Consider the following 13,252-nt stretch of genomic DNA (forward strand, 5'->3'; position numbering starts at 1 on the left):
GGGACTTATTCACATTCCCTTCAGCTGCGGCTCGCTACTGCTACAGTGCTCCAAGTTTCTGGTTTTGCTGCGTCGCATCAGGAATTTAGCCATAATGCCCAATTACTTGGTAATGGAACTGCGCTATAGGGATTCCGGGGAGCAGGCCCGCGCGCACCAGCAGGGCCGAGAGGGGATTCCGGGTCACCAATAGCCATGACATCCATCACGACTTCGGCGATCGACACGCCTCTGCGGCGCTCGGTCGAACGGACTTGCGACGATCTCGCCATGCTGGTGCTGGCCGCGGTCGCCGTCATTGCAGGATTGACCTTCCGCGACTACGGGCTCGGCTGGGACGATTACACCCACGCTGAATATGCCGACCTGTTGCTGCGCATGTTCGGTTCCGGCTTCAGGGACACGGCGGCGCTCTCCTTCGCCAATCTCTACATGTATGGCGGCGGCTTCGACATGGTCGCCGCTCTCCTGCACAAGATCATTCCGCTCGAACTGTTCGAGACGCGACGTCTGGTCGGCGCCATCGTCGGTGTGATTGGGCTTGCGGTGACGTGGCGGCTCGGTCGCCGCATCGGCGGCCCCCTTGCCGGTCTCGCCTCACTCCTGCTGCTTGCGCTCTGCCCGATCTTCTACGGCCACATGTTCATGAACCCGAAGGATGCGCCCTTCGCGGTGGCCATGATCATCCTGATGCTGGGCCTCGTCCGTCTCGCGGAGGAATATCCGCAGCCGTCGCCGCGCACGGTGCTGATCGTCGGCTTGGGTGCCGGCCTTTCGCTGGGCTGCCGCGTTCTCGGCGGTCTCGCACTGGTCTACGCCGTGCTCGGCTTCATGCCGCTGTTCCTGGAGGAGCTGCGCAGCGAGGGCCTGCGCGAATCGATCCGCCGCTTCGCCCATGTCGTCTACGTGCTGCTGCCCGGCCTCGTGCTCGGCTACCTCGTGATGGGGCTGATCTGGCCGTGGTCGATCATGCAGCCCGGCAATCCCTTCGAGGCGCTGACCTACTTCTCGCACTTCTTCGAGAAGCCCTGGAAGGAGATGTTCGACGGCGCGATCGTGTCCGTGCCCGACATGCCCTGGTCCTATCTGCCGACGCTGTTCGCGCTGCAGCTGCCCGAGGTCATGCTGGTGCTGATGACCGGCGCCGTGATTGGCACTTTCGCACTGCTGCCGCGCCGCGAGGTTCCCGCGCGCCGCAAGACCATCCTCTTGATGCTGACGCTGGCCGCGACCCTGCCGCTCGCGATCGCAATGGTGAAGCGGCCGGCGCTGTACAATGGCATCCGCCATTTCGTCTTCGTGATCCCGCCGATGGCGGTGCTCGGCGGCGTCGCGTTTGCCTGGGCCATGGAGCGCCTGCGCGCCAATCACCGCACCTGGCAGCCGGTCGTGCTCGCCACCTTCTGCTTCGGCCTTGCGCTGTCGCTCGCCGAGATGATCCGGCTGCATCCCTATCAATACACCCACTTCAACCACATCGCCGGCACCGTGCGCGGCGCCGACGACCGCTTCATGCTGGACTATTGGGGCCTGGCGCTGAAGCAGGCTTCCGATGAATTGCGCGAGCAGTTGATCGAGCGCCAGGAAGTGCCGCCGGTCAATCGCAAATGGAAGGTCGCGGTGTGCGGTCCGCAGCGTCCGGCCCAGGTCGCGCTCGGACCGGACTTCACCATCGGCTGGGATTCCAATGCGGCCGATTTCGCGATGACGCTGGGCGAGTTCTACTGCAAGGGCCTCACCGCGCCCGTCATGGTCGAGATCAAGCGCGACGACGTGGTGTTCGCCCGCGTCTACGATATCCGCGGCCGCAGCATTTCCAGCCTGCTGTCGATCCCGGCGCCGTAATCATTTTCTCTCGACCGTAGCCCGGATGGAGCGCAAGCGAAATCCGGGATCAGGCGTCCCGCATTGCGCTTCCGCCTTCGCTCTTCGAGCTACGGCGGAAGCTCCATGCAGGCTACGCGCGACAGCCACGCTCCTTGCGCCTTGCCGTCAACCCGGCGCAAGACTACGCTCTCTCCCCGCAACAACGATGTTCGGAGAGATCAGCCATGTCGCCAGCGGAAGCGCGCCTGAAGGAAGTGCCGTCGAACATGACGGAGGCCGAGTGGCAGCAACGGGTCAATCTCGCCGCCTGCTATCGCCTGGTCGCGCTGTACGGCTGGGACGATCTGGTCGACACCCACATCTCCGCGCGCGTGCCCGGCCCCGACCATCACTTCCTCATCAATCCCTACGGGCTGATGTTCGATGAGATCACGGCGTCGAGCCTCGTCAAGGTCGATTTGCACGGCAATCAGCTCTCCGAGAGCGAATACAGCATCAACCCGGCCGGCTTCACCATCCATTCGGCGATCCACGAGGTGCGCGAGGACGCGATCTGCGTGCTGCATCTCCACACGCTCGACGGCACCGCTGTGTCGAGCAGCGCCGAAGGCCTGTTACCGCTGAACCAGACCGCCCAGCTCGTCACCCACGATCTCGCCTATCACGACTATGAAGGCATCGCGCTCGACCACGACGAGCGGCCGCGGCTCCAGAAGGACCTCGGCGACCACAACCACATGCTCCTGCGCAACCATGGCACGCTGACGGTCGGCCGCTCGGTCGCCTCCGCCTTCGAGCGCATGTATCACCTCGAGCGCGCCTGCTCGATGCAGGTGCGCACGCGCGCGCTGGGCACGCCGGTCTATCCGGTCGACGACGTCGCGATCGACAAGAACACCGAGCTGCTGTCAAACCGCGACCGCGCCGAGCTGCGCGCCACCAACCTCGTGTGGCCGCCGCTGCTGCGCAAGCTCGACCGCGAGCTTCCCGGCTACCGCTCTTGAGATTTTCGTGGTTTCGTGTAGGGTAGACGTCAACTACCTCTGCACGTTTTGGAATGAAACGCCGCTCAATTCCGGGCGGCGTTTTTATTTGGGGCGGCGGTCGCAATCACCATCACCGTCACCCTGAGGTGCTCGCCTCTTCGGCGAGCCTCGAAGGGCGACGGCCCGGCTGCATCGGGGCCGTGCATCCTTCGAGGCTTACCGTGAAGCGCGTTGCGCTCCACGGCTCGCACCTCAGGATGACGGAAGGCGCTCTCGTAGGGTGGGCAAAGGCGCATAGCGCCGTGCCCACCATCTCGCAGTTCGCCTCGGAAGTGGTGGGCACGCTGCGCTTTGCCACCCTACGACACCGCCTTTACTTCACCTCCGCCAGCGCGGCGAGAATCCTGGCCCAGGAACGGATGCCCTTCTGGAAGCTGCGGAGGTCGTACTTCTCGTTCGGCGAATGGATGTTGTCATCGTCGAGGCCGAAGCCGACCAGCAGCGAGTCGAGGCCAAGCGTGCGCTTGAAGTCTGCGACGATCGGGATCGAGGCGCCCGAGCCCATCAGCACGGTCTCCTTGCCCCATTCCTCGGTCAGCGCCTTGCTGGCGGCGGCAAGCGGCTTCATGTTCCAGTCGAGCGCGACCGCAGGCGCGGCGGAATGGTCACCGAACTCGACCTTGCAATCGCCGGGAATGCGCGCCGTCACATAGTCGCGGAAAGCCTTGCGGATCTTTGCGGGATCCTGCCCCTCGACCAGACGGAACGAGACCTTGGCCGAGGCATGCGACGGGATCACCGTCTTTGAGCCCTCGCCGATATAGCCGCCCCAGATGCCGTTGACGTCGCAGGTCGGACGCGAGGAGGCCTGCTCGATCAGCAACCGGCCCTTCTCGCCCGCCGGGATCGACAGGCCGATCGGCTTCAAAAACATCTCCGGCGTGAGATTGAGCTTCTTCCACTGCTCGAGGATATCGGGCGGCAGGTCCTTCACGCCGTCATAGAAGCCGGGGATGGTGATGCGGTTGTCGTCATCGAACAGGCCACCGAGAATTTTGGTCAGCACCCGGATCGGGTTCATCGCGCTGCCGCCGAACACGCCGGAATGCAGGTCGCGATTGGCGGCGGTGATCTTAAGCTCCTCATAGAGCAAGCCGCGCAACGACGTCGTGATCGCCGGCGTGTTGCGGTCCCACATGCCGGTGTCGCAGACCAGCACGTAGTCGGCTTTGAACTCGTCCTTGTTGGCCTCGATGAAGGGCACGAAATTCTTCGAGCCAACCTCCTCCTCGCCTTCGATCAGGAAGGTGATGTCGATCGGCAGCGAGCCCGTCACCTTTTTCCAGGCGCGGCAGGCCTCGACGAAGGTCATGACCTGGCCCTTGTCGTCCTCGGCACCGCGCGCGACGATGATCTTGCGGCCATCGGCATGGTCGGTGACGACAGGCTCGAACGGCGGACGGTGCCAGAGATCGAGCGGATCGACCGGCTGTACGTCGTAATGGCCGTAGAACAGCACGTGCGGTCGTCCGCCTGCCCCGGTCTTGCCGACGATGGCGGGATGGCCGGCGGTCGGCCTCACTTCAGTGGCAACACCGAGGCTCGCGATGTCCTTGGCGAGATGCTCGGCCGCTGCCTTGCAATCGGCGGCGAAGGCCGGATCCGCGGAGATCGACTTGATCCGCAACAACGAGAACAGGCGCTCCAGGCTGTTGTCGAAATCCTTGTCGATGTGGTCGAGCACGGATTGAAGCTGCGCATTGGCCATGGTCGTGATCCTGACTTTCGAGTCTCAAGAAATCGGGGGCTCAAGGTGTCTGCGCTTTTAGCGCCGGCGCGGCCTCGGGGCCAGCCGCAACCGGCGGGTGCCGGATGTGCCATGCGAGGCTGCCGGCAAGGATGGCGGTCGCAACGAGATTATTGCCCCAGGCCTGGATGACATTGGGAAACCACGGCAGCGACAGCAGCATGAGGATGCCGGCCGCGGCCAAAGCGAGCCAGGTTCCCAGCCGCACATTCGCCCGCGCGTCGAAGGCAGCCCGATGCATCAGCACCGTCATCGGGAAGAACAACCACATGAAATAGTATTGTCGCGCCAGAGGCGAGGCAATCGTCATCAGGCAGAACAGGATGCCGAGCTCCTCGGCATCGGAGCGCGCCGTGCGCCGCGCTTGCCGAGGCATGATCGCGACGAAGCCGAGCCCGAGCAGTGCCGACAGCGCGAGCACGATCCAGTTCGCCGTCCGGTAGTCGACGTCGATGACGTTCATCGTACGCGGCGGCTTGTTGGGATCTTCCAGATTGTAATTGATCGGCCGGCCCAGGCGATGCGTGACGGCAATGAGGGACTGGTTGACCCACGACCAGTTCTGCTCGTCGCGCTGGCCAAAGCCTTTTTCCGAGCTGCTCCCGACCATGGCCTGGTACCAGGTCGCAAGTTCGGCCGCGTTGCGCTCGAAGCCGCGGATCGGCGCCGGCACGACGTAAAGAAGAATGCCGATGAAGGCGACGGTCGCGACCACGGCCTCCCACTTCCGCCGCCAGACGAGATAAGGCAGCACTGCGATCGGAAACACCTTGATGGCGGTCGCGAGCGCGAACATGAAGCCGGCAAGCCAGTGGTGCTGATGCCGCAAGCTCCAGAAGCCGTAGAGCATCATCGCGAGCAGGACGAGGTTCGGCTGGCCGAGGTCGAACATGTCGAACACGAAGGTGACGGTGACGAAGGCGGGCAGCGCTTCCAGCCACGGACCGGCCCTGCGGTCCGATCCGGCCAACACCTGGGAGAACGTACCGGTGCACCACCACGCCACCGCATTCAGGATCGACAGCACGACATAGAGCGGGATCTTGCCGAACCAGCTCGGGAACGCCAGCAGGACCGCCGGCAGCGGTGGATAGATGAACTCGAAATAGTCGCTGATGTCACCGGGATAGAGCGGCCGCCCCTGCAAGACCTGCTGCCCGGCCCAGTACCACAGCCCGTAATCCTTGGTCTTGCCGTGGCCGAAGATCTCGGGAATGAGCACGTCGGCAGTCAGGAGGAGGCAGCAGAACAGGAAAAGCAGGTCGAGCGGCGCACGCAACGACAGGCGTCTCGGCGCATCGGGTTTGGCTAACGGGGTGGCGGAGATCACGGTGGGGTCCAGTCGGCGGCGGACTACCACGTAGCAGACGGACGGATGTTTGGAGAGTCCCTCACCGGAATTTGTGCCGGTGGTGATGGCTCCCCGATGGCCGCTAAACCTTCCGCAGCGTCATGGCCGGACCTGCTGCCTACCGCCGCAGCAATCCGCCGAGCGCGCCGCGAACCAGGGTGCGGCCGATCGAGCCGCCGAACTGGCCGGCGACCGACTTGCCGATATTTGCGGCCATCCCCCCGATCACCTGGTTAGTCACCGATCGCGTCACGTCGCGCGCAATGACCTGGCCGGTCGACAGCCGGCCACGCTTGACGTTGGTGCCAAAGATGGTGCCGACGATCGAGCCGATCTGGCCGAGGACGCCGCCACCGCTTCCGCCTGCCGAACCGTCGGCCGTTGCCGCCGTGCCGGCGAGGCGCTTCTGAAGGATCTCGTAGGCGGACTCGGAATCGACGGCGGTGTCGTATTTGCCCATGACCGGGCTTGCCGCCATGATCGCCTTGCGCTCCTCCGGCGTGATCGGTCCGATCCGGGCCGATGGCGGCCGTATCATCACCCGCTCCACCATCGAAGGGGTGCCATTGCCTTCGAGGAAGGATACCAGCGCCTCGCCCTTGCCGAGCTCCATGATCACCTTGGCGGTGTCGAGCTTCGGGTTGGGCCGGAAGGTCTGGGCTGCGGCGGTGACCGCCTTCTGGTCGCGCGGGGTGAAGGCGCGCAGCGCATGCTGGACCCGGTTGCCCAGTTGCCCGAGCACGCGGTCGGGCACGTCGACCGGGTTCTGCGTCACGAAGTAGACGCCAACGCCCTTGGAGCGGATCAGACGCACCACCTGCTCGATCTTGTCCATCAGCGCTTTGGGCGCGTCGTTGAACAACAGATGCGCCTCGTCGAAGAAGAACACGAGCTTCGGCTTGGGCAAGTCGCCAGCCTCGGGCAGCTCCTCGAACAGCTCCGACAGCATCCACAACAGGAATGTCGCATAAAGTCGCGGGCTCTGAAGCAGCTTGTCGGCGACCAGGATGTTGACCATGCCGCGGCCGTCGCGGTCGGTCTTCATGAAGTCCTTCAGCGTCAGCGCCGGCTCGCCGAAGAATTTGGTGCCACCCTGGTTCTCCAGCACCAGGAGCTGGCGCTGGATGGTGCCGACAGTCGCCTTGGTGACATTGCCGAAGCCCTGGGCGGCCTTGCGGATGACGGCGAACGGATCCTCCTCCGCGTCCGCTGCCTTTTTCCCGCTATCGGGCACGATGGCGTCGAGCAGCGCGCGAAGGTCCTTCATGTCGATCAAGGCAAGACCGTTGTCGTCGGCGACGCGGAAGGCGACGTTGAGCACGCCTTCCTGCACGTCGTTCAGATCGAGCATGCGCGCGAGCAGAAGCGGCCCCATTTCCGTGACGGTCGCCCGCACCGGGTGGCCCTGCTCGCCGAACACGTCCCAGAACACCGTCGAGAACTGGTCGGGCTGGAAGGTCAGCCCCACCTCGGTGGCGCGTTTGACGATGAAATCTTTGGCTTCGCCGACCTCGGAGATGCCGGAGAGGTCGCCCTTGATGTCTGCGGCGAAGACCGGAACACCGGCGCGCGCAAATCCTTCCGCCATCACTTGCAGCGACACCGTCTTGCCGGTTCCGGTTGCACCGGTGACGAGGCCGTGGCGATTGGCGAGTGCCAGCGTCAGCCAGGCCTGCTCGTCTCCCTTGCCGACGAAAATCTTGGCGTCGGTGTCACCGAGCTTGCTGTCCTGTGCGGTCATAATTCTCACTGATCTCTGCAGGTTTCGCGTATCGAAACTCGAATGCATTAGTTCCGTAGTTTAACGCATGTTGTGCGTCGATTAAAACCATTCAACGCGTCCCAAACATGCGACATTGGCGGAAATATCAGCCGAAAGTCGGAATGGAGCGTTCGCACCGCGGTATTTTTTTGCTGATTCCATCTCCGCTCTTGCACCGCTGCAACACTGCTTACGCGTTCGAAGATGAATCGCGGCGAGGCGTGCGTTCATCGCTTGAATTTCACATCGCACCGGCTCAAGATCATTTTCGAAAGCAATACTCCGGCATGTGAACCGGCTGAGGGGCAGGCCATATGGACGAGCTGATCGGACGGCTGGCGACAAACGCCAGCATAGATAGTGCTGTCGCGGAAAAGACCGTCGGCATTATCCTGGGCTTCCTCCGCAGCGAGGGTCCTTCCGATAGCGTTCAGGCTCTGATTGATCAAATCCCCGGAGCAGAAGCCGCGATCGAGGCGTGCAAGAGCGGCGGCGGACTGTCGCGGCTGATGGGCGGCGGCCTGATGGCCGTCGGCTCGCGCCTGATGGGCCTTGGACTGGGCATGTCGGAGATTCAAAACGTCGCCCGTGAACTTTTCCGCTTCGGCCGAGACAAAATCGGAGCGGATCAGATGGGCAAGATCATCGCGGGGACGCCGGGCCTCAGCCAGTTCGCCTGAAGCCACGCATTTCATATTCGAGTATCATGACATATCCGATCTCCGAGATTGACGGCCTGTCGGCCTTTGCCGCCAACAAATTGAAGGCGCAAGGAATCCGCACCACCGACGCGCTGCTCGAAGCCGCCTCCACCGTGAAGGGCCGCAAGGCACTGTCCGCCAAGACCGGCATCAGCGAGCAGCTGCTGTTGGAATGGGCCAACGTCTCGGACTACATGCGCATCCCCGGCATGGGCCGGGCCAAGGTCGGCCTCGTTCGCGCCGCCGGCGTCACCACCGTACGCGAGCTTGCTTATCGTAATCCGGCAAGGCTCGCCCAGAGCATGCGGGACGCCAACGAGAAGAAGAAGCTCCTCCGCATCCTGCCTTCCGAGAAGTCGGTCGGCGACATCATCGCCAAAGCGAAGAAGCTGCCGCCGAAGATCACGTATTAGGGCGGCGTCTCTCTTAGCATACGGCTAGCCGCGTTAGCTCTCGGCGCCGTTTGCTGACGGGCATCACTGCATCCCCCAAACTCCGTCGTCATACCCCGCGAAGGCGGGGTATCCAGTACGCCGCGGCTGCTCCGTATCACGGGCTCGCCTCTGGAATACTGGATTGCCCGCCTTCGCGGGCAATGACAGCGAGGGTGTTGGCACCCCGCGGGCATGTCGGCCCCCCTTCCGTCTTGACTCCCCCTCCCCGACCGCTAAAGCCACCCGCATGAGTGCCTCGCCCTCTCCATCCGTCCCGCCGGCCGGCTCGGCCGGGGCCGACGTGCTGCGGACGCTGCTGGAACGATCGATTCCGGCGGTGATGGGGGTGCTCAACGTCACCCCGGATTCCTTCTCCGATGGCGGCGAGTTCATCGCGCCCGAGCAGGCCTTCGCGCGAGCCCGGGCGATGATCGCTGATGGCGTCGACATCATCGATATTGGCGCCGAGTCCACCCGGCCCTACAAGGGCGCCCAGCCGGTCACGGCGGAATACGAACTCGCCCGGCTGAAGCCGGTGCTGGCTGGTGTCGTGGCGCTTGGGGCGCCCGTCTCGATCGACAGCATGAAGGCGGAGGTGGTGGCCTTCGCGCTCGACCAGGGCGCGGCCATCGTCAACGATGTCTGGGGTCTGCAACGCGACGCCGCCATGGCACCGCTGGTCGCTGTGAAAGGCGTTCCGGTCATCGTCATGCATAACCGCGACAATGCCGACCCCACCATCGACATCGTCACGGACATGAAGACCTTCTTCCTGCGCTCGCTGGATATTGCGGCCAAGGCCGGCATCGCGCGGGAAAAAATCGTGCTCGATCCCGGCATCGGTTTCGGCAAGACGGCCGAGCAGAGCATGATCGCGCTGGCGCGGCTGCGTGAACTCGACATGTTCGGCCTGCCAATCCTGGTCGGTGCCTCGCGCAAGCGCTTCATCGCTTCGGTGTCGCCGTCGGAGCCGAAAGAGCGGCTCGCCGGCTCGATCGCCGCGCACCTCATCGCCGCGCAGCGCGGCGCCAAGATCATCCGGACCCATGACGTCGCCGAAACCTTGCAGGCCCTGCGGGTGGCGCACGCAATCGAGAGCAAGCCATGACCGATACGATCTTCGTGACCGGCCTGTCGATCCATGCCCGCCACGGCGTCATGGATCACGAAACCGAAGTCGGCCAGCGCTTCGTCATCGATCTCGAACTCTATACCGATCTGTCGGAGCCTTCGCGTAGCGACCGGCTCGCCGACACCGTGTCCTACGCCGAGGTCGTGGCGACCACGACGGCAGCGTTCAAGAACACTAATTACAAGCTCCTGGAGCGCGCGGCCGGCGCGGTCGCCGATGCCATCCTGTCGCATTTCCCGCGCATCCGCGCCGTGAAGATCACCGTGCACAAGCCGCATGCGCCGATCGCCGCGATCTTCGATGACGTCGGCATCATGCTGACGCGCTCGCGGCATCCATAAGATGGCAAGCGTGCTGATCGCACTCGGCGGCAATGTCGGCGATGTCCGCGCGACATTCGGCAAGGCGATCGCCCATATCTGCGGCATGGCGCAAGCCGCGCTGATCGCGCGCTCGTCGGATTATGCGACCCCGCCGTGGGGCGACGAGGACCAGGACCCCTTCATCAATGCCTGCATCGAGATCGAGACCAGCCTCGATCCGCATGCACTGCTGTTCGTGCTGCAGAAGGTCGAGCAGAAATTCGGCCGCACACGCGACAAGGAGCGGCGCTGGGGCCCGCGCACGCTCGATCTCGACATGATCGCCTATGACGATGTGAGCTTGCAGAAACCCGATCTGACCCTGCCGCATCCGCGCCTGTTCGAGCGCGCCTTCGTGCTGGTGCCGCTGGCCGAAATCGCGCCCGACCGCGTGATATCAGGCATTCGTGTGCGTGACGGGCTCGCCAGCGTCTCGACGCAAGGCATTGAGCGGCTTCCGGATACCGGTTAACCAAAAACAACCGTTTGCAGGGACGGTCCGCCGTGGCAATTTCGCCTGCGAATAACAAGATTGTCGGGAGCCCTGGGCCGTATGACCTCCGTGACTGACGACCTGCCGCTGGCGGCGGAATTCCCCAAGGCCACGATCGAAGACTGGCGCAAGCTGGTCGACGGCGTGCTGAAAGGCGCGCCGTTCGAGAAGCTGGTCGGCAAGACCTATGATGGCCTGAAGATCGAACCGCTCTACCCGCGCGCCAAGGGCGTTGCGCCCGTGGCGGGCCGGCCGCTGGCTGCGCCCTGGCAGATCATGCAGCGGGTCGACCATCCCGATGCGGCCGCCGCGAACGCGCAGGCGCTGACCGATCTCGAGAATGGTGCGACGGGGCTCGCGCTGGTGTTCGCCGGCGGCAGCGGCGCCCACGGTTTCGGCCTGGAACCGTCGGCCGATGCAGTCGCAAAAGTCTTGAAGGACATCCATCTCGATGCCGGCATCGGCCTCGAGCTCCAGATCGGGCCGCAATCGCGGATGGCCTCGATCCATGTCGCGGAATATGTGAAGAGCGCTGGCCTCGATCCTGCCGCCTGCAACATCCGCTTCGGGCTCGATCCGCTCGCGGCTAGCGCTGTGTGGGGTCACAGCCCTTATACGTGGGAGGAAATTGTTCCCGCCGTCGCCGGCGCCATCAAGGGCCTGGCGGCGCTCGGCTTCAAGGGGCCGTTCGCGTCGGCCGACGGGCGCGTGATCCACGATGCCGGCGGCTCGGAGGTGCAGGAGCTCGCCTTCGTGCTCGCCTGCGGCGTTGCCTATCTGCGCGCGATCGAAGGCGCCGGCATTGCGCTGGGGCAGGCGCAGGGCATGGTCTATGCGCGGCTTTCCGCCGATGCCGACCAGTTCCTGACCATGGCCAAATTCCGCGCGCTGCGGCTGCTCTGGGCGCGCATCGAGACGGCGTGCGGACTCACGCCAAAACCGCTGTTCATCGCCGCCGATACGGCCTGGCGCATGCTGACGCAGCGCGACCCTTACGTGAACATGCTGCGCGCGACCATCGCGACCTTTGCGGCGGGGCTTGCCGGCGCCAATGCGATCACCGTGCTGCCGCACACGCTGGCGCTCGGGCTACCCGATCCGTTCGCGCGGCGCGTGGCGCGCAACACGCAGCTTTTGCTGCTGGAAGAGAGCAACCTCGCCAAAGTCAGCGATCCCGCCGCCGGCGCCGGCGGCATCGAGACGCTGACGGCGCAGCTCTGCGACGCCGCCTGGGCGCTGTTCCAGGAGAGCGAGAAAGCCGGCAGCGCCTTCGCAGCGCTTCAGCAGGGTCTGTTCCAGGGCAAGGTCGCGGCGGCACGAAAAGCGCGCGACGCCAACATCGCAAAGCGCCGCGACGTGCTGACCGGCGCCAGCGAGTTTCCAAACCTGCACGAGAGCGAGACGCTCGTGCTGAAGGCGACGCCGGTCGCGCTTCCGCGTTACGGTGAGCAAAAATACAAATTCGAGTCGCTGCCACCGATCCGGCTTGCGGAACCGTTCGAAGCGTTGCGCGACAAGTCGGATGCCGCGTTGAAGGCACGTGGCGCGCGGCCAAAAGTGTTCCTGGCCAATCTCGGCACGCCCGCCGATTTCACGGCACGGGCGACCTTTGCCAAGAGCTTCTTCGAAGCCGGCGGCATCCAGGCCGTCGACAGCGAGGGCTTTGCCGATCCGGCCAAGCTCGCGGCCGCTTTCAAGGCCTCCGGCGCCGAACTCGCCTGCCTTTGTTCCAGCGACAAGGTCTATGCGGAACATGCCGAAGCCGCTGCACGGGCCCTGCAAACGACCGGCGCGCGGCATATCTATCTGGCAGGCCGCCCGACCAATGCCGAGGCGGCGCTGCGCGCGGCCGGCGTCACCGGTTTCGTCTTCGCCGGCGGCGATGCACTTGCGACGCTGCAAGACGCCTATCGACGGATGGAACAGGCATGACCGAAACCAGCAAACCCGTTCTCACCGGTGGCTGCCAATGCGGCGCCGTGCGCTTTGGAGTCATGACGGCGCCGACCAGGATCTCGATCTGCCACTGCCGGATGTGCCAGAAGGCGGCTGGCGCGCCATTCGCCTCTTTCGCCGACATCAACAAGACGGACTTTGCCTGGACCAAGGGGCAACCCTCATTCTTCCGATCCTCTTCGATCGCCCAGCGCGGCTTTTGCGCCGCCTGCGGCACGCCGCTGAGCTTTGGCCGCATCGACGGCGATCGGATCGAGATCATGACCGGCGCTTTCGACCATCCCGACCGGGTGATACCGACGCGGCAGTTCGGTACCGAGTCCCGTCTCGGCTGGGTGGTCGGCATCGCCAACCTGCCGAGCCAGACCACGCAACAGAATTACGGGCCGGAGAAGATGGCGACCATCGTCAGCCATCAGCATCCGGATCATGATTGAGCGT

At 64.4% G+C, this 13,252-nt stretch carries 12 protein-coding genes; 9 read left to right on the top strand and 3 right to left on the bottom strand.

From position 1 onward, the window contains the following. Positions 1–195 precede the first annotated feature (195 nt). Positions 196–1,845 (top strand): ArnT family glycosyltransferase, encoded by a 1,650-nt coding sequence (locus ACR9YP_RS32400; RefSeq protein ID WP_438109784.1) that lies wholly within the window; start codon positions 196–198, stop codon positions 1,843–1,845. A 206-nt stretch (positions 1,846–2,051) separates the two neighbouring features. Beyond that, on the top strand, positions 2,052–2,831 hold the full coding sequence (locus ACR9YP_RS32405; protein WP_438109786.1) for a class II aldolase/adducin family protein: 780 nt from the start codon (positions 2,052–2,054) through the stop codon (positions 2,829–2,831). 355 nt (positions 2,832–3,186) lie between these two features. Here the strand turns inward: ACR9YP_RS32405 and ACR9YP_RS32410 are convergent, their stop codons facing one another. The 3 genes from ACR9YP_RS32410 to ACR9YP_RS32420 form a co-directional block, all read right to left on the bottom strand. Next, complete coding sequence (locus tag ACR9YP_RS32410; RefSeq protein WP_438109788.1) at positions 3,187–4,581, bottom strand: M20/M25/M40 family metallo-hydrolase; 1,395 nt, start codon at positions 4,579–4,581, stop codon at positions 3,187–3,189. A 40-nt stretch (positions 4,582–4,621) separates the two neighbouring features. Further along, a complete protein-coding gene (locus ACR9YP_RS32415; RefSeq protein WP_474217848.1) occupies positions 4,622–5,950 on the bottom strand; it encodes a glycosyltransferase family 87 protein in 1,329 nt (442 codons plus the stop codon). A gap of 139 nt (positions 5,951–6,089) precedes the next feature. Continuing rightward, complete coding sequence (locus tag ACR9YP_RS32420) at positions 6,090–7,712, bottom strand: helicase HerA-like domain-containing protein (protein ID WP_438109789.1); 1,623 nt, start codon at positions 7,710–7,712, stop codon at positions 6,090–6,092. A 335-nt stretch (positions 7,713–8,047) separates the two neighbouring features. Here ACR9YP_RS32420 and ACR9YP_RS32425 point away from each other — a divergent pair, with 335 nt between their 5' ends. The 7 genes from ACR9YP_RS32425 (at position 8,048) to ACR9YP_RS32455 (ending at position 13,248) form a co-directional block, all read left to right on the top strand. Next, a complete protein-coding gene (locus tag ACR9YP_RS32425; protein ID WP_091890866.1) occupies positions 8,048–8,413 on the top strand; it encodes a hypothetical protein in 366 nt (121 codons plus the stop codon). A 26-nt stretch (positions 8,414–8,439) separates the two neighbouring features. Further along, positions 8,440–8,847, top strand: a complete 408-nt coding sequence (locus ACR9YP_RS32430; protein ID WP_128934964.1) for a DUF4332 domain-containing protein — start codon at positions 8,440–8,442, stop codon at positions 8,845–8,847. A 268-nt stretch (positions 8,848–9,115) separates the two neighbouring features. Continuing rightward, on the top strand, positions 9,116–9,976 hold the full coding sequence (gene folP / locus ACR9YP_RS32435) for a dihydropteroate synthase (protein WP_474221156.1): 861 nt from the start codon (positions 9,116–9,118) through the stop codon (positions 9,974–9,976). Beyond that, on the top strand, positions 9,973–10,341 hold the full coding sequence (gene folB / locus ACR9YP_RS32440) for a dihydroneopterin aldolase (RefSeq protein ID WP_008553485.1): 369 nt from the start codon (positions 9,973–9,975) through the stop codon (positions 10,339–10,341). Before folP ends, folB begins: the two co-directional genes overlap by 4 nt. Before the next feature lies 1 nt (position 10,342). Beyond that, on the top strand, positions 10,343–10,834 hold the full coding sequence (gene folK, locus ACR9YP_RS32445) for a 2-amino-4-hydroxy-6-hydroxymethyldihydropteridine diphosphokinase (RefSeq protein ID WP_438109792.1): 492 nt from the start codon (positions 10,343–10,345) through the stop codon (positions 10,832–10,834). An 81-nt stretch (positions 10,835–10,915) separates the two neighbouring features. Next, entirely contained in the window at positions 10,916–12,787 is a 1,872-nt protein-coding gene (locus ACR9YP_RS32450) for a methylmalonyl-CoA mutase family protein (protein WP_474217849.1), read from the top strand. Further along, entirely contained in the window at positions 12,784–13,248 is a 465-nt protein-coding gene (locus ACR9YP_RS32455) for a GFA family protein (RefSeq protein ID WP_438109794.1), read from the top strand. Before ACR9YP_RS32450 ends, ACR9YP_RS32455 begins: the two co-directional genes overlap by 4 nt. Positions 13,249–13,252 lie beyond the last annotated feature (4 nt).

This window comes from Bradyrhizobium sp. BR14999 (assembly GCF_056106085.1).